The 24,661-nt window shown below is 57.4% G+C and carries 23 protein-coding genes; 18 read left to right on the top strand and 5 right to left on the bottom strand.

What is annotated here, in order from left to right:
• The first annotated feature begins 69 nt into the window (after positions 1-69).
• From QZ383_RS09245 to hmcF, 3 genes are read left to right on the top strand one after another with little or no spacing between them, the layout of a single operon-like run.
• Positions 70-477 (top strand): cytochrome c3 family protein, encoded by a 408-nt coding sequence (locus QZ383_RS09245; RefSeq protein ID WP_291444880.1) that lies wholly within the window; start codon positions 70-72, stop codon positions 475-477.
• A 47-nt stretch (positions 478-524) separates the two neighbouring features.
• A complete protein-coding gene (hmcE, locus tag QZ383_RS09250) occupies positions 525-1,205 on the top strand; it encodes a sulfate respiration complex protein HmcE (protein WP_192112878.1) in 681 nt (226 codons plus the stop codon).
• Between the two features lie 42 nt (positions 1,206-1,247).
• Positions 1,248-2,633 carry a sulfate respiration complex iron-sulfur protein HmcF gene (gene hmcF, locus QZ383_RS09255; RefSeq protein WP_215647819.1) on the top strand — a complete coding sequence of 462 codons (1,386 nt, stop codon included), beginning with the start codon at positions 1,248-1,250 and terminating at the stop codon, positions 2,631-2,633.
• Between the two features lie 187 nt (positions 2,634-2,820).
• On the opposite strand, the gene QZ383_RS09260 is transcribed toward hmcF, so the two are convergent.
• Together QZ383_RS09260 and QZ383_RS09265 are read right to left on the bottom strand one after the other, a co-directional pair.
• Positions 2,821-3,174: a response regulator gene (locus QZ383_RS09260; RefSeq protein WP_291444884.1), complete on the bottom strand. Its 354-nt coding sequence runs from the start codon at positions 3,172-3,174 to the stop codon at positions 2,821-2,823.
• Positions 3,098-3,646 (bottom strand): Rrf2 family transcriptional regulator, encoded by a 549-nt coding sequence (locus tag QZ383_RS09265; protein WP_291444885.1) that lies wholly within the window; start codon positions 3,644-3,646, stop codon positions 3,098-3,100. Before QZ383_RS09265 ends, QZ383_RS09260 begins: the two co-directional genes overlap by 77 nt.
• Before the next feature lie 333 nt (positions 3,647-3,979).
• On the opposite strand from QZ383_RS09265, the gene QZ383_RS09270 reads away from it, so the two are divergent.
• The 3 genes from QZ383_RS09270 to QZ383_RS09280 all read left to right on the top strand — a co-directional run bounded on the left by QZ383_RS09270 (position 3,980) and on the right by QZ383_RS09280 (position 7,437).
• Positions 3,980-4,396 carry an Rrf2 family transcriptional regulator gene (locus tag QZ383_RS09270; RefSeq protein WP_192112874.1) on the top strand — a complete coding sequence of 139 codons (417 nt, stop codon included), beginning with the start codon at positions 3,980-3,982 and terminating at the stop codon, positions 4,394-4,396.
• 495 nt (positions 4,397-4,891) lie between these two features.
• A complete protein-coding gene (locus QZ383_RS09275; protein WP_215647820.1) occupies positions 4,892-5,830 on the top strand; it encodes a respiratory nitrate reductase subunit gamma in 939 nt (312 codons plus the stop codon).
• An 11-nt stretch (positions 5,831-5,841) separates the two neighbouring features.
• Positions 5,842-7,437: a (Fe-S)-binding protein gene (locus QZ383_RS09280; RefSeq protein WP_022658293.1), complete on the top strand. Its 1,596-nt coding sequence runs from the start codon at positions 5,842-5,844 to the stop codon at positions 7,435-7,437.
• Between the two features lie 115 nt (positions 7,438-7,552).
• On the opposite strand, the gene QZ383_RS09285 is transcribed toward QZ383_RS09280, so the two are convergent.
• Positions 7,553-8,572, bottom strand: coding sequence for a DMT family transporter (locus QZ383_RS09285; protein WP_291444889.1), 1,020 nt, complete (start codon positions 8,570-8,572; stop codon positions 7,553-7,555).
• A 156-nt stretch (positions 8,573-8,728) separates the two neighbouring features.
• Between QZ383_RS09285 and QZ383_RS09290 the strand changes: the two genes are divergently transcribed.
• The 6 genes from QZ383_RS09290 (at position 8,729) to QZ383_RS09315 (ending at position 15,195) form a co-directional block, all read left to right on the top strand.
• Positions 8,729-10,150, top strand: coding sequence for a PLP-dependent aminotransferase family protein (locus tag QZ383_RS09290; protein WP_291444890.1), 1,422 nt, complete (start codon positions 8,729-8,731; stop codon positions 10,148-10,150).
• A gap of 180 nt (positions 10,151-10,330) precedes the next feature.
• Positions 10,331-11,461: a branched-chain amino acid ABC transporter substrate-binding protein gene (locus QZ383_RS09295; protein ID WP_291444891.1), complete on the top strand. Its 1,131-nt coding sequence runs from the start codon at positions 10,331-10,333 to the stop codon at positions 11,459-11,461.
• Positions 11,462-11,581: 120 nt separating this feature from the next.
• A complete protein-coding gene (locus QZ383_RS09300) occupies positions 11,582-12,490 on the top strand; it encodes a branched-chain amino acid ABC transporter permease LivH (protein WP_291444892.1) in 909 nt (302 codons plus the stop codon).
• 2 nt (positions 12,491-12,492) lie between these two features.
• The gene (gene livM, locus QZ383_RS09305; protein ID WP_291444893.1) at positions 12,493-13,713 is read left to right on the top strand and encodes a high-affinity branched-chain amino acid ABC transporter permease LivM; all 1,221 of its coding nucleotides are present in this window, start codon (positions 12,493-12,495) and stop codon (positions 13,711-13,713) included.
• Positions 13,713-14,498 carry an ABC transporter ATP-binding protein gene (locus QZ383_RS09310; RefSeq protein ID WP_291444895.1) on the top strand — a complete coding sequence of 262 codons (786 nt, stop codon included), beginning with the start codon at positions 13,713-13,715 and terminating at the stop codon, positions 14,496-14,498. Before livM ends, QZ383_RS09310 begins: the two co-directional genes overlap by 1 nt.
• On the top strand, positions 14,491-15,195 hold the full coding sequence (locus tag QZ383_RS09315) for an ABC transporter ATP-binding protein (RefSeq protein ID WP_291444896.1): 705 nt from the start codon (positions 14,491-14,493) through the stop codon (positions 15,193-15,195). Before QZ383_RS09310 ends, QZ383_RS09315 begins: the two co-directional genes overlap by 8 nt.
• A gap of 311 nt (positions 15,196-15,506) precedes the next feature.
• On the opposite strand, the gene QZ383_RS09320 is transcribed toward QZ383_RS09315, so the two are convergent.
• Complete coding sequence (locus QZ383_RS09320) at positions 15,507-17,165, bottom strand: ribonuclease J (RefSeq protein WP_291444897.1); 1,659 nt, start codon at positions 17,163-17,165, stop codon at positions 15,507-15,509.
• 42 nt (positions 17,166-17,207) lie between these two features.
• Positions 17,208-18,641: a TolC family protein gene (locus tag QZ383_RS09325; protein WP_291444899.1), complete on the bottom strand. Its 1,434-nt coding sequence runs from the start codon at positions 18,639-18,641 to the stop codon at positions 17,208-17,210.
• A 553-nt stretch (positions 18,642-19,194) separates the two neighbouring features.
• On the opposite strand from QZ383_RS09325, the gene tolQ reads away from it, so the two are divergent.
• The 6 genes from tolQ to pal all read left to right on the top strand — a co-directional run bounded on the left by tolQ (position 19,195) and on the right by pal (position 24,649).
• Complete coding sequence (tolQ, locus tag QZ383_RS09330; RefSeq protein ID WP_022658282.1) at positions 19,195-19,890, top strand: protein TolQ; 696 nt, start codon at positions 19,195-19,197, stop codon at positions 19,888-19,890.
• Position 19,891: 1 nt separating this feature from the next.
• A complete protein-coding gene (locus QZ383_RS09335) occupies positions 19,892-20,344 on the top strand; it encodes an ExbD/TolR family protein (protein ID WP_291444901.1) in 453 nt (150 codons plus the stop codon).
• 9 nt (positions 20,345-20,353) lie between these two features.
• Positions 20,354-21,325 carry a cell envelope integrity protein TolA gene (gene tolA / locus QZ383_RS09340; RefSeq protein ID WP_240825115.1) on the top strand — a complete coding sequence of 324 codons (972 nt, stop codon included), beginning with the start codon at positions 20,354-20,356 and terminating at the stop codon, positions 21,323-21,325.
• A 49-nt stretch (positions 21,326-21,374) separates the two neighbouring features.
• On the top strand, positions 21,375-22,604 hold the full coding sequence (locus QZ383_RS09345; RefSeq protein ID WP_291444902.1) for a TonB family protein: 1,230 nt from the start codon (positions 21,375-21,377) through the stop codon (positions 22,602-22,604).
• A 32-nt stretch (positions 22,605-22,636) separates the two neighbouring features.
• Positions 22,637-23,950 (top strand): translocation protein TolB, encoded by a 1,314-nt coding sequence (locus tag QZ383_RS09350; protein ID WP_240825117.1) that lies wholly within the window; start codon positions 22,637-22,639, stop codon positions 23,948-23,950.
• Between the two features lie 231 nt (positions 23,951-24,181).
• Positions 24,182-24,649, top strand: coding sequence for a peptidoglycan-associated lipoprotein Pal (gene pal / locus QZ383_RS09355; RefSeq protein WP_192112865.1), 468 nt, complete (start codon positions 24,182-24,184; stop codon positions 24,647-24,649).
• Positions 24,650-24,661: the final 12 nt, after the last annotated feature.

Consider the following 24,661-nt stretch of genomic DNA (forward strand, 5'->3'; position numbering starts at 1 on the left):
CAATTGTGCCCGGCACAATTCAGGCCGGGGAAACACCATCTGGATTTTGTCAGGAAGCAAGGATCCATCATGCGGGAAAAACTTATCAGATTCAGAACCACTCTCCCCTGCCTGTTATTATTGATCTGCGGCCTGGCGGCATTGCCCGGCGCGGCGTTAGGAAACGAGCTTGTGCCCGTTACTACGCCCGCCGTGAGCAAGCCAGAGATGCCCAAGGTCTTTTTTCCCCATGACAAGCATGTGGATGCAGTGGAGGCCATGAACGGCGACTGTTCAACCTGCCACAACATGACAGATGCAGGCATGTCTGAAACCCTCAAGGACGTAACATCGGTTCCGGCGAAAAAGCAGGTTACCTACATGCACACCGCCTGTACCGATTGCCACGTCAAAGCTGGCAAGGGCCCGCGTCTTGTGGACTGCCGAGTCTGCCACAGCGAACGCACCGCATCTGAGTTTGCCGGCAAGAAGAAATAGCCAGTAGGCTCAAGGTACACCGAAGAATACGTTAGGAGGCAGATCAGATGCTGGATTTCATTACAGGACCACTTTTCATTATTTCAATTGCCGTATTTGTCGTCGGCCTGCTTGTACGCGCAGTTTTGTACGTGCGTGGCCTGGATGCACGCCTTGAACGCGTGGCATACAGCTATCATACCGAGCGCTCCATCCCCGGCGCGCTTGCTTCCATCTTCAAATGGCTCATCCCTGGCGGCACCAGCGGCTGGCGCGCCCAGCCGGTTGCGACCATTCTTTTCTTTCTTTTGCATTTCGGCGCTGTGCTTATACCGCTGTTTCTTCTTGGGCACACGGTTCTGCTTGAAACCTATGTGGGCATAAGCCTGCCGTCGCTTCCGGGCGGCGTTGCCGATGTGCTTGCAATCATGGCCCTTTCCGGCATTGTTCTGCTTGCCTTGCGGCGTCTTTCCTCACCGGCGCTCAGGCAGCTCAACAGCGGTCAGGATTGGCTTATTCTGCTTTTGACCTTTCTGCCCTTTGCCACGGGTCTTATGGCGCGCCTTGACGGTGGAGCCTACCAGACGTGGATGATAGCCCATGTGCTCAGCGGCGAACTGTTTCTTCTGCTGGCCCCCTTCACCAAGCTTTCGCACATTGTCCTCTTCTTTATGTCCCGTGCGCAGATCGGCATGGACTTTGCCATTAAAAGAGGCGGCGCAACACGCGGCGGCGCTTTCCCCTGGTAATCGGGGCAAACGAATTATCTTTTCGCCTGAAAGGAGCGAACCATGTCCGAATTGCTGTGCACCCCAACCCCCGTCACCACCAAGGAAGGCATCCTTGATCTGCTGAAGGACAAGGGCGGGGCGCAATACTATGCCCAGATGAAGGAAATGAAGGTCGATCAGGAAGCCCTGGCCCGCGACCTTGAGCAAACCTGCAAATCGCGCACCCGTACATGGCTCAGCGTCTGTGCGCACTGCGCCATGTGTGCGGACAGCTGCTTTTTCTACCGCACCAACAACAACGATCCCACGCAGATTCCCTCGTACAAGATTCAGGCGACGCTGGGCGAACTGCTGCGCCGTAAAGGCAAGGTTGACGCCGAGTTCATGATCAAATGCATGGACGCTGCCTGGGGCAAGTGCACCTGCTGCAACCGCTGCGCCGTTTACTGCCCGCATGGCATTGATACGGGCGTTATGTTCAGCTATCTGCGCGGCATCCTTTTCAAGCACGGCTTCATCCCGTGGGAAATGAAAATCGGCTCCGGCATGCACCGCGTTTACGGGGCGCAAATGGACGTGACCGAAGAAGACTGGGTTGAAACCTGCGAATGGATGGTCGAAGAACAACAGGATGAATGGCCCGATCTGGAAATTCCTGTTGAAAAAGAAAATGCGGACGTCATGTACATTCTTAACGCCCGCGAAGTGAAACATTATCCTGAAGACATCGCTCAGGCCGCCATTCTCTTTCACGTGACGGACACCAACTGGACAGTGCCGCGCGAGGGATGGGAGAACACATCTCTCACCATGTTCGCTGGCGACTGGGAAGGCTGCGCGCAGAACGTCAAGCGCATCTACGCCGCCATTGAGCGCATCAAGCCCAAGGTGGTTGTGGGCACGGAATGCGGCCACGCCCACCGTGCCACAGTTGTTGAAGGCCCATACTGGGCCGGACGCGAAAGCGGTGATCCGCCGGTGCGCTTCATGCACTATGTGGAATGGGTTGCGGAGATGCTGCGCACAGGCAAGATCAAGATTGATCCTGCCAAAAAGCTCAAAATGCCATGCACCCTTCAGGATTCGTGCAACTATGTGCGCAGCCACGGGCTTGGCAAGGCCACGCGCGAAATCATGAGCTACATTGCGGAAGATTTTCGCGAAATGGACCCCAAGGGCGACCACAACTTCTGCTGCGGTGGCGGCGGCGGCCTTAACGGCATCGGCCTGTACCGCAAAGAACGCAATGTGGGCCTGAAAAACAAGCTGGACCAGATCAAGGCAACCGGCGCGGAACTGGTCATAAGCCCCTGCCACAACTGCTGGGACGCCATCCGCGACATGATGGAAGTCTACGAGGAACACAACATCAAGTGGTCGTTCCTCAAGCCGCTGCTGGTTGATATGATGATTATCCCTGATCACATCAACCACAACGAAGTATAAAAAGATGGGCCGTCTGTGTGGCAGACGGCCCAACAAAACAAGGGTTCCTCAAAAGAACCTGAAAAAACTCGCCGTCTGCCGCGCCAGCATTTGTCCTTTTGCCTGACGCGGATAACGGAGCGAACCACAGCCCTGGCGGTCGGGTACTATCCCAGCCCGACCGTCAGGCGAGTATCAAACAAGAGCGCTATGCCATTGCGGCGCTGACGGTAGAAAGCAGCACTTCGCTTGAACAGTTTTTTGAAAGAACGGGAATCCCCGTTCCAAAGCATACAGGCCGGGGCCCAACAGATGTGCACACCACCGCCGGAAGCGATCTGGTGCTCGCATCGCGGCGCAAACGACTGTACATGATGGTGCCGGATGTTCCCTCCAGCTCCACATCAAAAACAACGCAGTCGGGCCTGTCGCTGGCAATCTTGGCCAGGCTTTCAGCACAGGTGCTGGCGGTGCTTACCCGGTAATCACACTGCTGAAGGGTTTGAGACAGTCTGCTTTGGCTTTCGGCATCGCTGTCTACCAAGAGAATATGCTTTTGCATTGGTGCCTCCGAAGTCGGTCTCCGGCAGAAGCGGAGAAGAGGGTTGCGCCACCCTGTGGCGGGTGGCTTGCCGCGGCGCTGAAGCACTACTCTGTCGAACGGAACTGAGAGTCACAGCTTCGAGCGAACTGTTCATGGAACGGGCGACCATATCCCAGGCGTCCAGCGCTGTTTTGCCCCGGGGGGCAACATTGCTGACACCAGGCAGGGAAATGCCGCCTTCAACTGCGATAATTATGTCGGCCAGCGTTATCTCATCAGGAGTACGCGCCAGCATGTGGCCTCCGGCAATGCCACGAACGCTTTTGACAATGCCCTCGGACTGAAGCAGCCGCATAATTTTTTGAACAAACTTTTCGGATATGCCCGTACAGACCGAAAGTTCGGACGCAGAAGCAGGGATTTCGTCATCTTGTTCAGAAAGGCACAATAACAAGTGCAAAGCATGGCAGGCCATTGTCGAAATACGCATAGTCATTCCTTATTTTGCAGGAGACAATAACTATCTCTAAACCGTATCTGTCTAATTTAGACTGTTCTACTCAACTTTTTAGCGCACCATAATAACGGCGTCAAGCGGGTACCAGCCTGCCAAAATGAACGCCATCGCCCAAATTCCGTCATGCTTTCAATGATGTGAATAGTTTCGCAACCTTTTGGCGAAGAAAAAAAAATACTGCCCATAGCAAATATAATGTGTTAGATTTTTGCGTCATTAGTCATAGGTAGCCGCAGCATCGGCGCAGAGACGCCGGCAGTCATGGCAGATGGAAACTATTCAATCTGCACACAAGAGGGGCCCGTAATGAAGCTTTCTGCAAAAACCCGGTATGCCGCCAGAATCCTGCTTTTTCTGGCAAAAAACGGTCTTGAGAAACCGGTCTCTTCAAGCCAGTTGGCTGCACAAACTGGCATAAGCTCGCAATTCAGCGAACAGATTTTGCGCCAGCTGCGCCTGGCTGGCATAACGGGCAGCATCCGTGGGGCCAAGGGCGGGCATGTGCTTTTGCGCAAGCCCGAAGAACTCACATTTGGATGCATTGTCAAACTGATGGAAGGCGGCATTGAACTGACAAACTGCATGGAAAAGCCCGGCGAATGCGCGCGCTTTGATGGATGCGAGGTCAGAAAAGCATGGGAAAACCTGCAGGCGACACTTGATGGCGTTTTTGAGTCAATTACCCTGCGCGATCTCATGCATGACCCGCACATTCTTCTGTAGGCAGCAAGACTTCAATCGCAGAATCTGTTTATACAAGCATACCACTTGACACACAAAGGTCGGCCTACGCCGACCTTTTTTATTATCTCAATATAACTGATAAATTTTATCATACTAAAAAAGTATATAATTTTTCATCCCAAGCTTGTTAAAAAAAATTTTAGTTTGCTTGAAAAATTTTTTTTATAGGTGTAATCTACTTGATTTAGTTAAATAAAATTAGGTTAATCCAGATTAAGTTTACTGTATTGTTTCCATCTGACATCTTTGCATTTTTTGTAATTTTGAGTATCAGGGGGGTCACCGTACACCTTGACTATGTCGACTATTGTGATCAATTCCTAATTACAACGGTCAGATTTGACTCAGGCGTCGGCCCATTAAAAGGAGAGGTTGCAGGCAGGCAGACGCATGCCGGGCTTGAAAGCGTGTCGGCTGTGCCGGCCGCAACTAACCCACGATTTAGCGGCATCTTGACCCCACGGGAGTAAACGCATGACCACACTTTTTTACATTCTTGGCTATCTGGCGGTAGCCGGCTTTTTCTGCATGGCCTACCTCAAGATCAAATCGTATCTTGCAGCCAGCCCCCTGCACGTGCGCTGGGAACTGTACCCCGTGCCTCACGAAGGCTCCAAGACGGTGTACGGCGGCAGCTTTATGGAAGAAAAGGACTGGTGGACCAAGCCTCGTCACATCGCTCACATGGGCGACGTCAAGGCCCTGCTGACCGAAGTGCTTTTCCTGCATGCCACCTTTGAACACAACCTCAAGCTTTGGGTGCGCACCTATCCCTTCCATGTGGGCATGTACATGCTCATGGGCGGCACCATCGTTGTGCTGTTTGCCGCCATCGCGCAGGTTCTGGGCCTCAATCCCCAGGGCGGCCTGATGATCTTTGTCGGCAATGTTATCAGCGCCTGTGCCCTGGCTGGCACGCTGTGCATCATTGTGGGCGGCGTCAGCCTTGTTTTGCGCCGTCGCGCCGATGAAGGCCTGCGCCGCTACAGCACCCCCGAGCATTACTTCAACCTGCTTGTCTTCGTGCTTTTCGGCGTGCTGGGCCTGGCTGCCTGGGCTACCGCTCCTTCCTACTTCGAGCTGGCCCGCACCTTCATGTACAACCTGATCACGTTCCACTTTGCCCCGCAGACCAACGTGCTGTTCAGCCTGCACCTGCTGGTGGGCTTCTTCCTGCTGATCTGGATTCCCATGACCCACATGGGCCACGTCTTCATGAAGTACTTCACCTACCACGACATCCGCTGGGGTGACGAACCCACCAACTACAGCCCCAAGAACCAGCAGAAGATCATGGACGCCCTGAAGTTCAACGTCACGTGGTCTGCCGATCATATCAATGGCGATGGCCAGCCCAAGACCTGGGTTGATGTGGCCACCACCAATCCCGCAGCCCCCAAGAAGGAAGACTAGGGAGTTCCATCATGAAAGATAAACTGCAATTGAAAGATGTTTCCACTGCCGAAGGGCAGATGGTCAGCATTGACCTCAAGGATATTCCTGAGCTTCCCCTGGACGTGCATACCATGCCCTGGAAGCCCTTTACAGATGAGCAGAAGCAGAACACCGCCTGCATCCTTGACGATGTGTGCGTGCTGAACATTCCTGTGCCCAAGAACAAGGAAGAAGAAGAGGAGCTGGTCAACAAGTTCCTCAACGGCATGCGCAAGCTGTTCACCAAGGAAAACAACTGGACCTTCCTGCCCATGCTCGAAACCAGCATGGACTACTGCGCCCAGTGCAACTCCTGTTCAGATGCCTGCCATCTCTACGAAATGTCGGGCAAGAACGAGATGTACCGGCCCAACTTCCGGTCTGAAATCTTCCGACGCATCTACAAGCAGTATGTGAAGAAAGAACCTTTTGCCAAATGGCGCTACGGCGACATGGGCCTGAACTGGAAGACCGTGGCTCGCCTGGGCGAACTGGCCTACCGCTGCAACCTTTGCCGTCGCTGCGCGCAGACCTGCCCCATCGGGGTGGACAACGGCCTGCTGGCTCGCGAAATCCGCAAGCTTTTCAGCCAGGAAATGGGCATCTACGCCCGCGAACTGCACGAAAAGGGCACCATGAACCAGATGAAGTGCGGGTCTTCCACCGGCATGACGCCTGAAGTGGTGAAAGAAAACGTGGAATTCATCGACGAGGACTACACCGAAATCACCGGCGTGGGCATCCACACTCCCTTTGACGTGCAGGGTGCAGACATCATGCTGCTGCACAACGCTGGCGAAGTGATGGCCTGGCCTGAAAACATCGCTGCCTTCTCTCTGATCTTCCAGGAAGCCGGTCTTTCATGGACGCTCTCGAGCAAGGCCCTGGCGTACGACGGCGTCAACTACGGCGTGTTCTACGATGACGCCCAGACCGCCCGTATTGCCCTCCAGCACATGATGGCCGCCAAAGAACTTGGCGTGAAGAAGATCGTCATCGGTGAATGCGGCCACGCCCACAAGGCCCTGACCGTTATCGCCGACCGCGTTATCCCCTTCGAATATCAGGTGCCGCGCGAAAGCTGCTACGTGACCCTGCACGACATCGTGATGTCGGGCCGCCTGAAGCTTGACCCCTCGCGCAACAACTTCCCTGTGACCCTGCACGACCCCTGCAACATCGTGCGCCTCATGGGCATTGTTGAACCCCAGCGCGAAATCGTGCGCAAGATTGCGCCCATGTTCCGCGAAATGCCCTGCCACGGTGTGGACAACTACTGCTGCGGCGGCGGCTCCGGCTTTGCCATCATGACCCGCAACAACATCGAGCAATGGCGCGGCAACATCTCTGGCCGCAAAAAGATGTGGCAGATCGCCGAAGCTTTCAAGGATTGCCTTGGACCGGAAACCCGCAAGTACATCTGCGCTCCCTGCTCCAACTGCAAGGGCCAGATTCGCGAAATGCTGGAACACAACGATCTGTACACCAAGAACAACTTCGCTTACGGCGGCCTGGTGGAACTTATCGTCAACGCCATGGTCAACGTGAACCCCGGGTTCATCAAGTTTGAAGGCGAAGAAGAATAGTTTCCCGACCGTGGGATAAATAGAAAGAGGGGGCGAAAGCCCCTCTTTCTATTTATAAGCGTTGCCAACGGCAATGCGGACAGAAATCAGGAGCAGGTCGCGGCTTGCCCGCGCCCTACTTGCCATCCGGCGCATTGGTTGCTGCGCACGAAAGCCATATGCCCGCCGTCACGCAGGCCAGACCTGCAAGATGCGTCCACAAAATCTGCTCACCAAGCACCAGCCACGAGAGCGCTACGCCGCTCAAAGGCACCAAGCCTGTAAATGCCGCGGCTGCGCTGGCCTGCACCTGAGCAATCCCACGAAACCACAGCACATATGACAGGTAAGAAACCGCAGCGCCATAATAGGCAAGCCCCCATGTGGCCGAGGCAGACAACGAGGTAAAATCATAATCTCGGGCCTCAAACAGGGCCATGGGCAACAGCATGACAAAGGCATAAAATGACACAATTGTCGTACGCCGCAAGGGCGACATGGGGCAGCAGCGCGCTTTGCTGAGCACGGAAAATGCCGCCTCGCACAATACGGCCACCAGCACAAGGCCGTTGCCCAGTAATGTGCGCCATGCCTCGCCTCCGCTTGCTGGCGTGGCTTCCACTCCAGCGGCCCCCGGCGCCGTCAGAAAGGGCGTAAGATTAATGGCGAGCAGGCCCAGACTCACGCAGGCTATGCCCGCAATACGCCGCAGCGGCGGCCTCTCCCGCAGCATGCCCCATGCCAGCAAGCCAATGACCGCTGGCGCTGCGCTGCTCATCAAGCCTGCAGAAGCCGCGCTGGTAAAGCGAAGCCCCTCAAAGGTGCAAATCCGGTACAGAGCAATGCCGCACAATGCCTGAAGCGCCAATGTCGCGTGGGTGCGCCCATCAAGCGTTCCCCTTTCACGCCGCAGCCACAACTGGGGCAGCATCACCAGCAGCCCTGCTCCAAGGCCCAGCCCCGCCGCAAGAAACACAGGCAGGCTACCCACCAGCAGTTTTCCCGCCACCACGGCGCTGCCAGCGATGCTCATGGCAAGGGTCAGGCTGATCCAGGCTCCCCAAGGGCGCGCTTGCCCCTGTTGCACCAGAGGTTGCGCTCCCCCGGCAGCTTTCTCAACCGCAGCACCTCGCGCACCGTTTTCACACACGCTCATTACTTCCTCTCCTTGTGATGCCCGCACAATGCTTCGGCATGCTGAACGTCTTCCGGCACGTATTGCCATCTGACGTTTGAAAGGCTAGCGTAGCTAAAGTGGTTTTGATAAGCGCCACTTTTTGGCATTTTTTATCATACCAATTATAGGTGCGCCATGTGGATCAGTCTTGATGCAGACAGCCCGCTTTCGCTGAACCGCCAGATCAGCGCGCAGATCAGGGAACTGATTTTACGCGGTCATCTGGCAGCAGGCGAACGACTGCCTTCCACCCGGCAACTGGGCAAAGAGCTGCATGTGGCCCGCAGCACTGTTATTGAAGCCTACGACCAGTTGTTGGCCGAAGGCTATCTTGAATCGCGGCGCGGCTCGGGAACGCATGTGGCGCAAGGTATCCGGCCCCAGCCGCAAGTCTACGGACAGAAATCACCGGCAGATGAGCATGCACGCGACGATGCCCGCGACGACCCGCCGGGGCTTGTGAACTTTCAGTCCGGCATCCCGGCGCTGGAGCACTTTCCTGTGGCGGAATGGGGCCGATTGTACCGGCAGGTGTGCGATACGTTACCAGCATCGGCCCTGCGCTACTGCAGACCGCAGGGCGTTGCCGAATTGCAGGAGGCCATTGCCGGATGGCTGCTGCGCATGCGGGGCCTGCGCGCCGCACCGGAGCAGATAATGATCACAACAGGCGCAACCCAGGGGCTCAGACTTGTGGCGCGCCTGTTCAACCGACCGGCATCCCTGGCAATTGTGGAAGACCCCGTGCACCGGGGGCTGGTGGAGGTGATATCACGCGCCGGGTACGCCATTGAAGGCATTGCCGCAGACGCACAGGGTATGGATGTCAGCCTCCTGCAAAGCCTCCCGGAGCAGACCACCCAACGATGCGCCTTTGTCTATGTGACTCCTTCGCACCAGTATCCGACCGGAGGCATCCTTTCCGCGCAGCGGCGGCAGGCTCTGGTGAATTTTGCCCGGCAGCGCGACTGCATGGTGGTAGAGGATGACTACGACGGCGAATTCCGCTTTGAGGGAACGCCCGTCAGCGCCCTGCGCGAACTTGCACCCGACAGGGTCATATATATTGGTTCATTCAGCAAGATTCTGGCCCCTGCCCTGCGCATTGGCTTTGCCGTTGTGCCGCAGGCGCTGGTGCGCCCATGGGGCGAGGAAAAGCAGTACACGGATGTGCACACCGATGCGCTTTCACAACGCACGCTGGCCGCCTTTATCTCAAGCGGAGGGCTTGAGCGGCATATCTGGAAAATGTGCAAGCTGTACAAACGCAAAAGGCTCTTCCTGCTGGAATGTCTGCGGCGGCACTTTGGCGACAGGTTCACCGCCAGCGGACAGGCTGCGGGGCTGCATCTGGTGGCGGGATTTCCCGGCATCCGTTTTTCGGACGAAGTGCTCGCGTCCATGCGCGCACTGGGTGTGCGGGCCGTGCCGGTGGAGCACCATTCTCTGTGCCGCAACGGCGCGCACGCGCACGAACTCATACTGGGCTACGCCCACCTTTCAGAGCCGTCCATGGAGCGTGGGGTACACGCCCTGCGAGAAGCCCTTGCGCTGTGAGCGGACAGTTTTAATGGAATATCTTTTTTTGCAAGACAATCGGCGGGTTGCCGCACTGTGGCCTATCAATCGCCGCGGCATGCGCGCATTGACAGGATGCTCGCAATGAGGCAATAGAAAAGCCTTCATCCACAAGCGGCGCATCATTTGTGCGCACATCTTTTCTCGCGGAGGGCGGAGATGAAAAAAGGTATGACATGGCTTGCTGCAATGGCATTCTGCGTGGCAATTGCCGCGCCCGCAATGGCTGCGGATCCCATTAAAATCGGTGTTGCCGGCGCGCACTCCGGCGACCTGGCCTCCTACGGCGTTCCCAGCCTGAACGCCGCCAAGGTTGTGATTGCCGAAGTTAACGCAAACGGCGGCGTGCTTGGCCGTCAGATTGAACTGATCGCCCAGGATGACCAGTGCAAGCCCGAACTGGCCACCAACGCGGCCACCAAGCTTATTTCCGAAAAGGTGAACGTGGTCATGGGCCACATCTGCTCCGGCGCGACCAAGGCTACCCTGCCGCTGTACACCGAAGCCAAGATCGTCTCCATGTCGCCATCTGCCACGACCCCCAGCCTTACTGAAAGTGGCACCAACCCCTATTTCTTCCGCACCATCGCCAACGACAAGGCCCAGGCCAAGTTGACCAGCGATTTCATCCTGAACGGCCTCAAGGCCAAGAAGGTCGCCTACCTGCACGACAATGGCGACTACGGCAAGGGCTTTGTGGACAACAACCGCGAAACCCTTGAAAAGGCTGGCGTGGAAACCGTTCTGTACGAAGCCGTTACGCCTGACGCCGTGGACTTCTCCGCCGTTGTGCGCAAGCTGCGCCGCGCCCAGCCCGACATCCTCGTGTTTGGCGGCTACCAGCCCACCGCTTCCAAGCTGCTGCAGCAGATGCGCCGCGACCGCGTGACCACCGCCATGATCGGCCCCGACGGCCTCAAGGACGAAGCCTTCATCAAGATGGCAGGCAAGGACGCCGAAGGCGTGTACGCCTCCTATCCCAAGGACACCAGTAACCTGCCCGCCTACAAGCATGCCCACGAAGGCCATGTGAAGATGTTCGGCAGCGACCCCGGTTCCTTCTACTACAACGGCTACGCCGCCACGCAGGCTCTGGTGAACGCCATTGCCAAGGCTGGCTCCACCGATGCCGCCAAGATTGTGGAAGCCCTGCGCACCACCCCAGTGGAAACCCCGCTGGGCAAGCTGACCTTCAGCAAGACCGGCGATGCCGCCGGTATGGGCCTTTCCATCTACCAGATCAAAGATGGCAAGTTCGTAGAACTTAATCACAGCATTACCCTGGACTAAACGTCTACCGGGGCGCGGCCATGGCCGCGCCCCGGCTTTTCACGCATCGCCGGAAGCTGACGGCATTAACGGGACAGGCGGAACGAACAGGGACACCCCCCGTACCGCGCGCGAGTTTGCATGGACATTCAATTTTTTATAGAGCTCTTTTTCGGCGGTTTAACCCGGGGCAGCATTTATGCGCTGATCGCCCTCGGGTACACGCTGGTTTACGGCATTATCGGGCTCATCAATTTTGCCCATGGCGAAGTGTACATGCTGGGCTCATTCACGGCCCTGCTGATAGCTGGCGCGCTTGGCGTCTATGGCTTCCCTGCTGGGGGCATTCTTATTGTGGCGGCACTAGCGGCCATAGTCTGGTGTTCCGCCTACGGCTATACGCTGGAAAAGGTCGCCTACAAGCCCCTGCGGGGCGCGCCGCGCCTGTCGCCGCTTATCTCCGCCATTGGTATGTCCATCTTCTTGCAAAACTACGTGCTGCTTGCGCAGACGTCCGACTTTGTGCCCTTCCCGAACCTGCTGCCGGAAATGGATTTTCTTGAGCACATCGACTATGTCATGGGCGCCAGCGACTTTCTCATTCTGATGGTCAGCACCTGCGCCATGGTTTCGCTTTCGCTTTTCATCCGCTACACCCGCATGGGCAAAGCCATGCGCGCCACGGCCCAAAACCGCAAGATGGCCCTTTTGCTTGGCATCAATGCCGACCGCATCATCTCCCTCACGTTCATCATCGGTTCCGCCCTGGCGGCCCTTGGCGGCGTGCTTATTGCCTCGCACATGGGGCAGGTCAACTTTGGCATCGGTTTTCTGGCAGGGCTTAAGGCCTTTACCGCCGCAGTGCTCGGCGGCATCGGCTCCATCCCCGGCGCAATGGTGGGCGGGCTTGTGCTTGGCCTGGCCGAAAGTTTCACCACGGGCTATTTTTCCGGCAACTACGAAGACATGCTGGCCTTCGGCATTCTTATCCTCATTCTCATTTTCAGGCCCGACGGTATCTTGGGCAAAGCCACAGTGCAGAAGGTGTAGCCATGCAGCGCATACTTAAAGCCGCCATCGCCGCCCTGTGGTTCATGCTCCTCACCCTGCCGGTGCTGGGCATCAAACTGAACGTGGCGACAAAATCCGTAGTTTGGCGTTTTGACCGCATACTCGCCCTGGGCGCAGGCATATTTGTGCTTGCCCTTATCTGGGACTGGTGCTTCAGCCGTAAAGCTGCGGGGGGCAAGATCATCACCCTGCCCAAGTGCTTCAATCTGGCAGAAATCATTGAAGCATTCAGAAACAGCGCTGGCCTCCGCCTTGGCGGGCTTGCCGTGCTTGCCGTTGTGCTCATCGGCATGCCGCTTGTCAGCTCCTTCTACCAAACCAACATCATGATTTCCGCCCTGCTGTACGTCATGCTGGCGCTGGGCCTGAACATTGTTGTGGGGCTGGCAGGCCAGCTTGTGCTTGGCTACGTGGCTTTTTACGCCATTGGCGCATACACGTACGGCCTGCTGAACCAGTATTTCGGCCTCGGCTTCTGGACTTGCCTGCCCATCGGCGGTTTCCTCACCGTGCTTTTCGGCCTTGGCCTGGGCTTTCCCGTGCTGCGGCTGCGTGGCGACTACCTCGCCATTGTGACCCTGGGCTTTGGCGAAATTGTGCGCCTTACCTTGCAAAACTGGAACACCGTCACCGGCGGCCCGCGCGGCGTCAGCGACATTCCGCGCCCCGGTTTTTTTGGCATGAGCATGGACATCACCGCGTCCACCACCTACATCTACTATCTGGTGCTGGCCGCAGTTGTGGTTACCATTGTGGTTATCACCCGGCTCAAGAATTCGCGCGTGGGGCTGGCCCTCCAAGCCCTGCGGGAAGACGAAATAGCCTGCGAGGCCATGGGCGTGGACATCACGCGGGTGAAGCTTTCGGCCTTTGCGCTCGGCTCCTGCTGGGCAGGCTTTGCCGGGGTAATCTTTGCTGCCAAGACCACCTATATCAATCCCTCCAGCTTTACCTTCATGGAATCGGCCATGATTCTTTCCATGGTGGTGCTGGGCGGCATGGGTTCCATTGCGGGCGTGGTCATTGCAGCGCTGATTCTCATTCTTGCCCCGGAATATCTGCGGGCTTTCTCTGACTACCGCATGCTGCTTTTCGGAGCGATCATGGTGATTATGATGCTCTTCCGGCCACAGGGCCTCATCAGCGGCGAACGACGCCGCTACCGCATCAGCAACCTGCATGGTGCTGAAGGAGGCCGCTGATGCAACCAGTGCTGGAAGTAAAGGATCTTTCTCAGGATTTTGGCGGTCTCCGCGCGCTCAACGAGCTTTCGCTCACCGTGAACAGCGGCGAGATCGTTGCCCTTATCGGCCCCAACGGCGCAGGCAAAACCACGTTTTTCAACTGTGTGACCGGCATCTACACCCCCACAGAGGGGCAGATGTTTCTGCACGACGCCACGGGCGACAAGCAGCTGCTTAACGGCAAAAAGCCTCATATCATCACGGCCATGGGCATGGCCCGCACGTTCCAGAACATTCGCCTTTTCAGCGAAATGACCGTGCTTGAAAACGTGATGATTGGCCGCCACTGCCGCACCAAGGCGGGCATTTTTGGCGCGATCGTGCGCGATGGCCGCACCCGCCGTGAAGAGCAGGACTGCATCGACCGCAGCTATGAACTTCTGGAACTGGTGAAGCTTCAGGATTTCTGGAACGAAACGGCTAACAACCTGCCCTACGGCGCGCAGCGGCGGCTTGAAATCGCCCGCGCAATGGCGACCGAGCCGCGCATGCTGCTGCTGGACGAACCCGCAGCGGGCATGAACCCCCAGGAAACCAACGAACTCAAGGAGCTGGTCTGCTCCATCCGCGACAACCAGCAGCTCTCCATCCTGCTTATCGAGCACGATATGGGCATGGTCATGTCGCTCTCTGACCGCATCTACGTCATGGAATACGGCTCCTGCATCGCCACAGGCACCCCCGCAGAAATCCGCACCAACCCCCGCGTCATCAAGGCCTATCTGGGAGAAAGCGATGCTTGAGCTGCGTAACGTAGACACCTATTACGGCAACATTCAGGCCCTGCGCGATATTTCGCTGAATATTGAAGAAGGCGAAATTGTCACCCTGATCGGGGCCAACGGCGCGGGCAAGTCCACCACCCTCATGACCATCTGCGGCATCAACCGCCCCAGAAAGGGCGAGATACTCTGGTACGGCAAGCCCATACACCAGTTGCCCCCGCATGAAATCGTGACTCTGGGCATTTCGCAGGTGCCGGAAGGCCGCCTGATTTTTCCCGATCTGAGCGTCAGCGAAAATCTCGACCTCGGCGCATTTCTGCGGCGCGATCCGGCTGGAGTGAAGGACGATCTGGACTATGTGTTCAGCCTCTTTCCCATTCTGTCCGAGCGCCGCAAGCAGGCTGGCGGCACCCTTTCCGGCGGCGAACAGCAGATGCTTGCCATAAGCCGCGCCCTTATGGGCCGCCCCAAGCTGCTGTTGCTGGACGAGCCATCACTGGGCCTCGCCCCCATCATCATTCAGCAGATCTTTTCCATCATTCAGAAGGTCAATTCCAACGGCACCACGGTCTTTCTGGTGGAGCAGAACGCCAACCAGGCCCTGCGCATTGCCAACCACGGCTACGTTATGGAAAATGGCCGCATAGTTATGCACGACACAGCCACCAACCTGCTCACCAGTGAAGAAGTGCGCACTGCCTATCTGGGCATGTAGACCGCAATACCATAGCGGCACAAAACCTGTGCCCTTGCTGCAACCGATAGTAAAGCGGCGCGTTTGCCTGACAAACGCGCCGCTTTTTATGTGTAGTGCAAATTAAAACAGGAGGGCCCCTGCCGCGTATATTCCCCGTCTACAGTCCCTGCCTGATTTGTTGCCCCTCCAACCAGCCTCTCTTTCCCTCAAAAGCAAAGCCGCCGCCGACAGGCAGTCGGCAGCGGCTTTTGAGCTGTATTAAAACAATATGGAGAGAAGGATAATCCCTCAGCCCCGCAATAATCTGGATAGTTATCTGTAGCTTTGCCCTAGACTTCGCTGATGACGGGCACGACCACGGGGTCACGCTCCAGCACACGGCGGAAGAAACGCCGCAGCGAAGAACGGATGCCTTCCTGCAAGCGTCCAAGCTGACCGGGGCGGGCCGCTTCAATCTCATCCAGCACCAGGCACTTGGCGTCTTCCAGCAAGTGGCTGTAGTGCTGCTCGAACACAAAGCCTTTGGAGATCATTTCCGGCCCGTGCAGTATGCTGCCGGTTTCTGAATCAACCACCAGCACCACAATGACCATGCCTTCATCACCCAGAATGCGGCGCTCCTTGAGCACGGCGTAGCCCACATCGCCCACGCCCTTGCCGTCCACGAGCGTACACTCGACCGGAACGCGCTGTTCCAGACGGAAGGAGTCTTTGAGCAGGGTAAGGGGCAGGCCGTCTTCCAGCAAGATCACGTTGTCCTGCTCCACGCCGCATTCAGCAGCAAGGCGGCCATGCTTGACCAGATGCTGGTATTCGCCGTGCACAGGCACAAACAGCGTGGGCCGCACGGCCTCAAGCATGTCGCGCAGTTCTTCGCGCTGGCCGTGGCCCGAGGCATGGATGGCGTGTACGCTTTCGTACAGCACTTCCGCACCAATGCGGTACATTTCGTTGATGAGCCGGGAGATGGCCTTGGCGTTACCGGGGATCATGCGCGAACTCATGACCACGGTATCGCCCTTACGGATCTCCAGCTGTCTGTGGCCGCCAAGCACCATACGCGACAAGGCGGAGAGCGGTTCACCCTGTGCGCCTGTTACAACAAGTACGATCTGGTCGTCCGGCAGGTCGGGTACGCCGTTGTGCGCGTTGAAAAACGAAGGCGGCAGCTTGGCAATGCCAAGATCACGAGCCATTTCGATATTGTTCGCCAGCGACTTGCCGCTGATGACCACCGTGCGCCCATGCTCGCGGGCAAGGTCAAAAACTTCCTGAATACGTTGGATATGGCTCGAAAAGAGCGTGATGACGATGCGCCCTTCGGCCTTGGCAAATATCTTGTCCAGCGAATCCTTGACCTCGCGCTCCGTGAGGGAGCGCCCCTCGCGCACGATGTTGGTGGAATCCGAAAGCAGCAGCCGTGCGCCTTCCGGCCCGGCAAAGTTGCGGAAAAGATTCAGGTCGGTGCCTGTGGTGTCGAGGGGATTCGGGTCAATCTTGAAATCGCCGCTGTGCACCACACGGCCCACGGGCGTTTCTACGCCCAGGCCAAAGCCTTCGGGAATGGAGTGACAGACAGGGAAAAAGTGGAAGGTCAGATCGCCCAGGGGCAGCACTGTATTGATATCAACGGGGCACAGCTCCACCCAGTCCAGAATCTCCCGCTCCCTGAGCTTGTGTTCCACAAGCGCCAGGGTAAAGCGTGAGCCATAAATGCGGGTGCCCTTGATTTCAGGCACAATCCAGGGCAGTGCGCCAATGTGGTCCTCATGCCCGTGCGTCAGCACAATGCCGAGCAGCTTGTCCTTGATGCCGCTGACAGCGCCAAAGTGCGGAATAACAACGTCCACGCCAAGGTGGGCGTCGTCAGGAAACATGAGGCCGCAATCAACCATCACCACGCCGCCGGAGGTTTCCCACAGCTGACAGTTGAGGCCGATCTCTCCCAGCCCCCCGAGGGGGGTAATGTTCAAATAAGGTTCATTCATTCGTAATCGCTTTTGGCGGCGCGGCTAAGGTCGTGCCGTCGCTCAACGCCGCATAAGATCAGGGTGAAATTCGCCCATGGCCACATATAATTGCGCCAGAGCGGTCAGATAATCGGCTTTCGCTCCTGTTAACGTCGCCTGAGCGGTGGTGAGCTTGGACGAAGCGTCCAGCACGTCAAAGTTGGTGCCCACCTGCTCCTGATAACGGGCCAATGCCACATTGTATGCCTCAGTAGACTGCTCCACGCCCTTTTCCGCCACGGTTATCCGTTTGGCGGCTTCCTGCACGGCAAGCAGTTTCGACTTGATGTCGTAGCCAACGCTGAGTTTCAGGTCTTCTTCGGCATAGCGCATCTTTGTGACCAGCCAGCCTGCCTCTTTGTCGGCATAATACGTGGTTCCCCACTGAAAAACGTCCCAGGTGGCCCGGGCGCCCACTTCCCATACGGAGCTGCGTGAACCCCGGTCGCCCTTTTCCTGCAGATCAAGCGAATTGCCGCTCTGCGAAACATTGTAATAGGCTTCCACCTGTGGATAATAGGCGCTCTGCACGGCCTGCTGCGATTTGCCCGCGATTTCCACCGAGCGCGCCGCCATGTAAAGATCTGGCCGCTGCCGGTAGGCCGCTTCAAGGCACTGCTCCAGCGAGCGGGTAAAGGGCACATGGGCAAGAGTGCCGGTAAACTTGACCATGGCCGTGGCGGGCAGCCCCAGCAGGGTATTCAGCTTGGCAAGGCTGGTGTCGCGGCTGTTTTCGACCTGAATCAAGGTATTCTCGGCCTGACGCACGTCCACTTCTGCCTGGAGCACATCCAGCCGGGGGCGAAGCCCCACGTTAAAAAAGGCAGTGGTAATGCGCAGCTGATCCTGCAAACGGGCCAGAGCATCGCGCTGGCTACGCACGCTTTCTTCGTACCGCAGATAGTTCAGAAACTGGGTCTGAACATTTTCTGTCATGGACAGTTCGGCATTGCGCACGGAGGCTTTATCACTGTCCGCCTGAAGGGCTGCCTTCTGGTAATTGGCCAGAAGTTGAAACCCTTGGAACACAGGCTGAGAGATTTCCACGGCCCAGGTATATGTGCCGTTTTCCGCCGGTCTGCTACTGCTGGGCAAGGCGGGCGACGTTTTTCTTTCCTGCTTGGCGGCGGAATACGTCGTGCCAAGCTTGGGGCCAAAAGCCCCGCGCGCAGATTTGCGCGCCTCTTCAGATGACTGCCCCTGGGCTTCTTGCGAACCCAGGCTCGGATTGTGCCTCAAAGCGCGGTCCACAGCATCGGGCATGGAAACTGCCCCGGCAGGCAAAGCATTGTCCTTGCCTGAAGGCAAGGTCCTTCCGCTAAAAACCGGCACGGCGGCGCTGCCCGAGGGGCGCGCGGCAACGGAAGAATCGGCAAATGCGGTTGTGCCGCCCACAGGCCCGGCAAGCGCACCAACAACAAGAAACACGAGGCCCAGTTCAGGAATGCGTTTCATATATTTACAGACGGAATGGCTCCGCTACCTTTTAAAAATTACTTCGACCCGGATTACATACACCGCAGAAGACGTCATTGGCAACACTTCATGGAAAAAGATAATTTTACGCAAAACTGCCAAACAGACATTCTTCCAAAGATATTTTTATTTAGTACACACTGAATAATAACTATTTTCACCTGCACTGTTTATAGAATAAAAAACTACAAAGCGTAATTCCTACGCCTTAATATACAACAAATAAAGCGAATTTCAACAATAATCAGACTTACATGCAAAATTGAATTTCACATAAATTGCCGTATCTGTTTCAAACCCCGTCAAACAAGCTTGCAGTAAAACCCGAAATTCCCTGTCCGCGAGGAGCCGCAAGGGGATTCTAAAAAATTTCTTGAAAGTTTACCGCAGTCGTAGCATGCTGCGCAGCAGAGTCCTTGCGGGATTCCGCAGCTCCGCCGTGACGGTTGGCGCATCTTTGCGTCTGCCGTGCTGGCATTTTTTGCGGCGCACTGAAACAGACCACAGTTGTTGCGCAGATATGGAGAACCTCATGGAATTCAGTTTTTTTTCGATGATCGCCCAGGCAAGCCTGGTGGCCAAGGCGGTGCTGGCGTTTCTGGTCATGATGTCCATTGCGAGCTGGGGGCTGATGATCCAGAAATTCATCGGCCTGAGCGCAGCTAACAAAAAAGCTCTCAGCGGCACGGAAAAGTTCGAGAAGGCGGCCAATCTGCGCGAAGCCGTGCAGTCCTTGGGCTCCGACCCAACTTCCCCGCTGTACTACATCGCCCATCAGGGCGTTCTTGAATTCAACCGCTCCAAAGAACTTGGCAACAGCAGTGAAGTGGTGGTCGACAACGTTCGCCGCGCGCTGCGTCAGGGTGTGGGCACGGAACTGGCACGGCTGCAAAGCTCGCTGTCTATTCTGGCCACCTGCGCCAACACGGCCCCCTTTATCGGCCTGTTTGGCACGGTCTGGGGCATCATGAGCTCCTTCCACTCCATCGGCATGCTCAAGTCGGCCTCTCTGGCCACCGTTGCCCCCGGTATTTCGGAAGCTCTGGTTGCTACGGCCATCGGCCTGGCAGTGGCTGTTCCGGCCACCATCGGCTTCAATATCTTCATGGGCAAGCTTTCGCAGGTTGATACGCTGCTGGTGAACTTTGCCGGCGTGTTCCTCAACCGCGTCCAGCGCGAAATCAACGCCCACCGCCCCGTGCAGCGCACGGGCGCAACGGAGATGTAGCATGGGCGCTAGTGTTGGCGGCGGCAACAAGTTTGTTTCGGACATCAACGTCACGCCCTTTGTGGACGTCATGTTGGTGCTGCTGATCATCTTCATGGTGGCGACCCCCATGATGAGTCAGGGGCTGGACGTGGATCTGCCGCAGACCAAGCAGGTGGAAGTGCTTTCCACCGAGGCCGACCACATGGTGTTGACCGTGCGCAATGACGGCAAGATGTACCTTGACGAGTACCCCGTGGACACCATGGAAGACCTTGAGGGGTACTTGCAGCGTCTGGTCAAGGAAAAGAACAAGACGCTCTTTCTGCAGGCCGACAAGGCAGTGCCTTACGGCACCGTTGTGGAAGTCATGGGTCACATCAAGGCCGTGGGCATCGAAAAGCTCGGCGTTATCGCCGAACAGCCCGATGATGCATCGCCCAGGGGCGGCAAGCCCGCACGCGCCCGAAAATAGGATTGCTCTATGCGCCTGGCCTCATACGTTCTTTCATTCTGCCTGCACGCAGCCATATTTTTGCTGATATGGTTCTGGCCCAGCAGCCCGCCCATCAAGCTGGACACGCCTCCAGTCATGATCAGTCTGGTTGAGGGCGCCACAGGCGGCAACCGTACCCCCTCGCCCATTCTCGGGCATATGGGGCAGCCCGGCGATGGCCCCCTTGCGCCTACGCCGCCCGCCCCCAAGGCGGAAGTGGCCGCGCCCGAGCGCGTTGAAGTCAAAGAGCCCAAACCTGTTCCGCCGCAGCCCAAGCAGGATGCAGCGGCTGTGAAAAAGCCCGAGCCCAAGCCCGAGCCGAAACCGCAGCCCAAGCCGGAACCCAAGGAAGAAGCCAAACCCATCGCGCAGAAAAAAGAAGACAAGCCCAAGCCCAAGGAAGAACCGCAGAAAGAAGCTCCCAAGGATCAGAAAAAGCCGGAGCCTCCCAAGGCGGACGCCAAGAAGGACGCCAAGGAATCCAAGGACGCCAAGTCCAACGTTGATCCTGTGGCAGCAGCCTTGCAACAGGCGCGCAAAGCCAGCTCGCGGGCTGATTCCGGTGACAGGGGCAATGCCGTGGAGCAGGCTCTCGCCCAGGCCCAGCGCCGTGCAGGCGGCAACAGGGGCGGCGGTGGCGGCGAAGGTGCCGGCCCCGGCGGCGGTGGTCTTGGCGATGTGTACATGGGGCAGGTCATGCTGGCGGTACGGCCCAACTGGGGCTTTACCTCGGCCAGCCGCCTGAACCTGCGCTGCATCATCAACGTCAAGGTAGACGCGCAGGGCAAGCTGTTGCAGAATCCCGTAGTAACGCACAGTTCGGGCAATGCGCAGTTTGACGCTTCCGCAGCGAGCGCCATTGTGCGCACTGCCAACAGCGGTCAGTTTCCTCCCCCGCCTTCAGCGGACTACGGCGACCTTGACCTTGTGTTTACGCTTGACGAACTCATGGGCCGCTAAGGCGGCCACCTAAACGCGCAATTGGTAACGCGCGCATTCAGGAGGATATATGCCTTCCCAACCGCGCACGAACCTCAGCAGTCTTTGCATATGCTCAAGCCTCATCGCCGTGACGTTTTTTTACGTCACGGCGGTCGGGGCTTTTGCAGCTTCTGCCGCCAGTGCGGATCAAAGCACCTATGCCGGGAACATGCTGGACAAGATTATTGAAATATGGGCTCCGCCCCCGGCGCTTAAAAGCGACTTCAGGGTGCGCCTCAAGGTCACGGTCAACGGGCGTGGGCAGGTTGAAGACTGCAAGCCCGTCAAATCTTCGGGACTGGAAGCTTTTGACAGTTCGGTATGCGGCGCAGTGCAGCAAATTGGTTCTTTTGGAACACCGCCTTACGGCGCGCCCATGGACGTGCACCTGACATTCTGGAACGGTACCCCCAAGGGCAAGCCCAAGCCGGAAACCCTGAGTTCTGAGGAAGCGCTGCGGGCCGAGGTCAAGGCCAGAAACAAGGCCGAAGCCGCGCTTGGCGACACAAGAGCCGAAGCCGCAGAAGACCGCGCCCGTGAAAGAGCCGAAGCCATTGCCAAGGCCAGCGGCAAGAACGCGCCGGAAGTAAGGCCCGCGCCGGTGGCCCCGGCACCAGCCCCCAAGGCGAATGCTGAAAGCAAGAAAAAGGGCTCAAAAGCTCCGGCCACGGCTCAGGCCGACAGCGCACCAGCCACGCAGCTTATTGGCAGGAGCAGCCCCACCGCCGCCGAATCGGCCGCTCCTGCGGCAAAGGAAAATCCGGCCCGACAGGTGGACAATCTGCCCACATACGGCGATCCGGACGTGGAGGCCGCATCGGCTGCCGCGCCAGCACAGGCTCAGGTGCAGGCTCAGCCTAAAGCGCAGCCCCCGGCAAAAACTGATGTAGCCGCCACATCTGGTCGCGCTACGGTTGCCGCCTCCGGAACTCCAGCGTCTGGCGCGACAACGTCTGGCACGACGGCATCTGGCGCATCGGGCGTTGATCGTGTAAAATATCGGCGTGACGCGACGCGGCAGATACGCGACGCCATCCTGATCCCTGCCGAAACAGAGCCGGGAGAATACCAGACACGCCTGCGACTTACGATTTCCCCTCAAGGAGAAATCACAGATTTCAAGGTAATATCGCCCACGGGCGACAAGCTTCTTGACAAATATGTGCAGCGAGGCATACGCCGAGCAGGCAGCTTACCCCCTCCGCCCGCCGAACTTGGGGGAACGCTGGACATCACCCTTACACTGGTGCGCCGCTGAGGCGTGCTGCTTGAACAAGGAATACTGACGCCATGAAAAAACAGCTTCTTCTCCTGACCCTGGGGTTCTGGCTGGCTCTCGGAAGCGGGGCGCAGGCCGCCATGCGCGTGGACATTTACGGTCCGGGGCAAAACATTGTTAACCTTGCCCTGGCGGCCCCCATCAAGGGCCCCTCTGCTGAAGCGAACAGCATGGGCACCGACCTGCAAAAAATCGTGCAGGAAAACCTGAGCTTTTTGCCCTTTATGCGTCTTACCGATCCCAGAGCAGTGCTTGGCGGCGTTGTTCTGCCCGGGTATGAGCCGCCGTCCCTCGATTTCAAGCGTTTCCAGCTTGCCGGGTCGGACATTGTAGTAACCACCTACTGGCCCGAGGGCGACAGCGGCACCCGCCCCGTGCAGATCCGCGCGTTTGAAACCAACACTGGCGGGCGTCTTTTCGGCAAGGAGTACCCCAAGGTTACTTCCAAAGACCTGCCTGAAGTGGCCGACCGCTTCTGCGCCGACCTGCTTGAAGCCCTTACGGGCAATGGCGCCTTCTTCCGCTCCACGCTTGCCTTTGTAAAAAAGACGGGCAAGATGAGCGCCAACGTGTGGCTGGTCAAGCCCACCGGGCGCGACCTGCGGCAGATCACCAACATGCCCGGCGAATCCATGTCGCCCGCGTGGTCGCCTGACGGCCGCTTTGTGGTCTTTACCCACATTGACGAAAAATCCCATGCCCTCGGCGTGTGGGATCGCTCCAGCGGCAAAGTGCAGCGTATCCGCTTCCCTGGCAACGTGGTTATCGGCCCTGCCTTTATGCCCGACAACAAGGTTGCCGTGGCGCTTTCCAACGGCAAGTACCCTGTTATCTTCCAGCTGAACCACGTTTTCCAGAAAGAACGCGTACTTGAGCAGAACGACTCCATCAATGTTTCGCCCACATTTGACAGCACGGGCACCAAGATGGCATTTACCTCTTCACGTCTGGGCGGCCCGCAGATTTTCCTCAAGGATCTGAGCAGCGGATCGGTCACGCGCGTGAGCAAAAACGGCACGTACAACACCGAGGCCAATCTGTCGCCTGACGGAACCCTGGTGGTATACAGCCGCATGACCGACTATGGTCACCGTATTTTTGTGCAAGATATGCTTACCGGCATGGAACGTCAGGTTACTTTCGGCCCCGGCAGCGATGAACAGCCCGCTTTCTGCGCCGACAGTTACTTTATTGCGTTCTCGTCCACGCGCAGCGGTCACGGCATCTACCTGACCACCCGCCACGGCGGTGATGCGAAGCAGGTACCCACCGGCGGTGGTTCCGTGTACTTCCCGCGCTGGGGCATGCCCGGTCAGCAAAAATAGCTAGAAATTAACAGATAGGCCTCTTACCCGCATTTTTACTCGATTTTACGGCCCTCACGGGACGAGATGGGTAAAAAATATTTTACGAAAGTGCGTCGAAACCCCCTTCCACGCCTTGACAAAAATTGCGGGCCAGATACCATCTGTTATGCGAGGACGAAACGGCCTCGCGTGTGCAGAAAGGAAAGGTATCAATTTTTTTGGAGAATGAGCTGTTCAGGAGGACACACAATGAAACGCTATGCTCTTATTCTCGCTCTGGTTATGGCCCTTGCCGCCGGCTTCGGTTGCGCAAAGAAAACCACCAGCGAACCCGGCTATGACGATGGCCTGACCCCCGAAATGCGTGCGGCCATCCAGCAGATCACTGACGCCCGCGTCTACTTCGCTTTCGACAAATTCGACATCAAGCCCGAATACAAAGAAATGCTGAAGACCAAGGCCGATCTGCTGAAGAAGTACTCCTCTATCCGCGTGCGCATCGAAGGCAACTGCGACGAACGCGGCACCCAGGAATACAACCTCGCCCTCGGCGAACGCCGCGCCCGCGCTTCCTACGAATACTTGGTTACGCTTGGCGTGAATCCCAGCCAGCTGGAAATGATCAGCTACGGCAAGGAAAACCCCGCCGTGCAGGGTAACAACGAAGCTTCGTGGTCCAAGAACCGCCGCGACGACTTCCGCGTGATCGCCCACTAGTCTTTTTAAGAT

It is taken from the genome of Desulfovibrio sp. (genome assembly GCF_019422935.1).
Classification (GTDB): domain Bacteria; phylum Desulfobacterota; class Desulfovibrionia; order Desulfovibrionales; family Desulfovibrionaceae; genus Desulfovibrio.

Bases quoted from the DNA above. Each gene is read 5' to 3' on its own strand.
- QZ383_RS09245 (WP_291444880.1), top strand. From the start codon at position 70: ATGCGGGAAAAACTTATCAGATTCAGAACCACTCTCCCCTGCCTGTTA.
- hmcE (WP_192112878.1), top strand. From the start codon at position 525: ATGCTGGATTTCATTACAGGACCACTTTTCATTATTTCAATTGCCGTA.
- hmcF (WP_215647819.1), top strand. From the start codon at position 1,248: ATGTCCGAATTGCTGTGCACCCCAACCCCCGTCACCACCAAGGAAGGC.
- QZ383_RS09260 (WP_291444884.1), bottom strand. From the start codon at position 3,174: ATGCAAAAGCATATTCTCTTGGTAGACAGCGATGCCGAAAGCCAAAGC.
- QZ383_RS09265 (WP_291444885.1), bottom strand. From the start codon at position 3,646: ATGCGTATTTCGACAATGGCCTGCCATGCTTTGCACTTGTTATTGTGC.
- QZ383_RS09270 (WP_192112874.1), top strand. From the start codon at position 3,980: ATGAAGCTTTCTGCAAAAACCCGGTATGCCGCCAGAATCCTGCTTTTT.
- QZ383_RS09275 (WP_215647820.1), top strand. From the start codon at position 4,892: ATGACCACACTTTTTTACATTCTTGGCTATCTGGCGGTAGCCGGCTTT.
- QZ383_RS09280 (WP_022658293.1), top strand. From the start codon at position 5,842: ATGAAAGATAAACTGCAATTGAAAGATGTTTCCACTGCCGAAGGGCAG.
- QZ383_RS09285 (WP_291444889.1), bottom strand. From the start codon at position 8,572: ATGAGCGTGTGTGAAAACGGTGCGCGAGGTGCTGCGGTTGAGAAAGCT.
- QZ383_RS09290 (WP_291444890.1), top strand. From the start codon at position 8,729: ATGTGGATCAGTCTTGATGCAGACAGCCCGCTTTCGCTGAACCGCCAG.
- QZ383_RS09295 (WP_291444891.1), top strand. From the start codon at position 10,331: ATGAAAAAAGGTATGACATGGCTTGCTGCAATGGCATTCTGCGTGGCA.
- QZ383_RS09300 (WP_291444892.1), top strand. From the start codon at position 11,582: ATGGACATTCAATTTTTTATAGAGCTCTTTTTCGGCGGTTTAACCCGG.
- livM (WP_291444893.1), top strand. From the start codon at position 12,493: ATGCAGCGCATACTTAAAGCCGCCATCGCCGCCCTGTGGTTCATGCTC.
- QZ383_RS09310 (WP_291444895.1), top strand. From the start codon at position 13,713: ATGCAACCAGTGCTGGAAGTAAAGGATCTTTCTCAGGATTTTGGCGGT.
- QZ383_RS09315 (WP_291444896.1), top strand. From the start codon at position 14,491: ATGCTTGAGCTGCGTAACGTAGACACCTATTACGGCAACATTCAGGCC.
- QZ383_RS09320 (WP_291444897.1), bottom strand. From the start codon at position 17,165: ATGAATGAACCTTATTTGAACATTACCCCCCTCGGGGGGCTGGGAGAG.
- QZ383_RS09325 (WP_291444899.1), bottom strand. From the start codon at position 18,641: ATGAAACGCATTCCTGAACTGGGCCTCGTGTTTCTTGTTGTTGGTGCG.
- tolQ (WP_022658282.1), top strand. From the start codon at position 19,195: ATGGAATTCAGTTTTTTTTCGATGATCGCCCAGGCAAGCCTGGTGGCC.
- QZ383_RS09335 (WP_291444901.1), top strand. From the start codon at position 19,892: ATGGGCGCTAGTGTTGGCGGCGGCAACAAGTTTGTTTCGGACATCAAC.
- tolA (WP_240825115.1), top strand. From the start codon at position 20,354: ATGCGCCTGGCCTCATACGTTCTTTCATTCTGCCTGCACGCAGCCATA.
- QZ383_RS09345 (WP_291444902.1), top strand. From the start codon at position 21,375: ATGCCTTCCCAACCGCGCACGAACCTCAGCAGTCTTTGCATATGCTCA.
- QZ383_RS09350 (WP_240825117.1), top strand. From the start codon at position 22,637: ATGAAAAAACAGCTTCTTCTCCTGACCCTGGGGTTCTGGCTGGCTCTC.
- pal (WP_192112865.1), top strand. From the start codon at position 24,182: ATGAAACGCTATGCTCTTATTCTCGCTCTGGTTATGGCCCTTGCCGCC.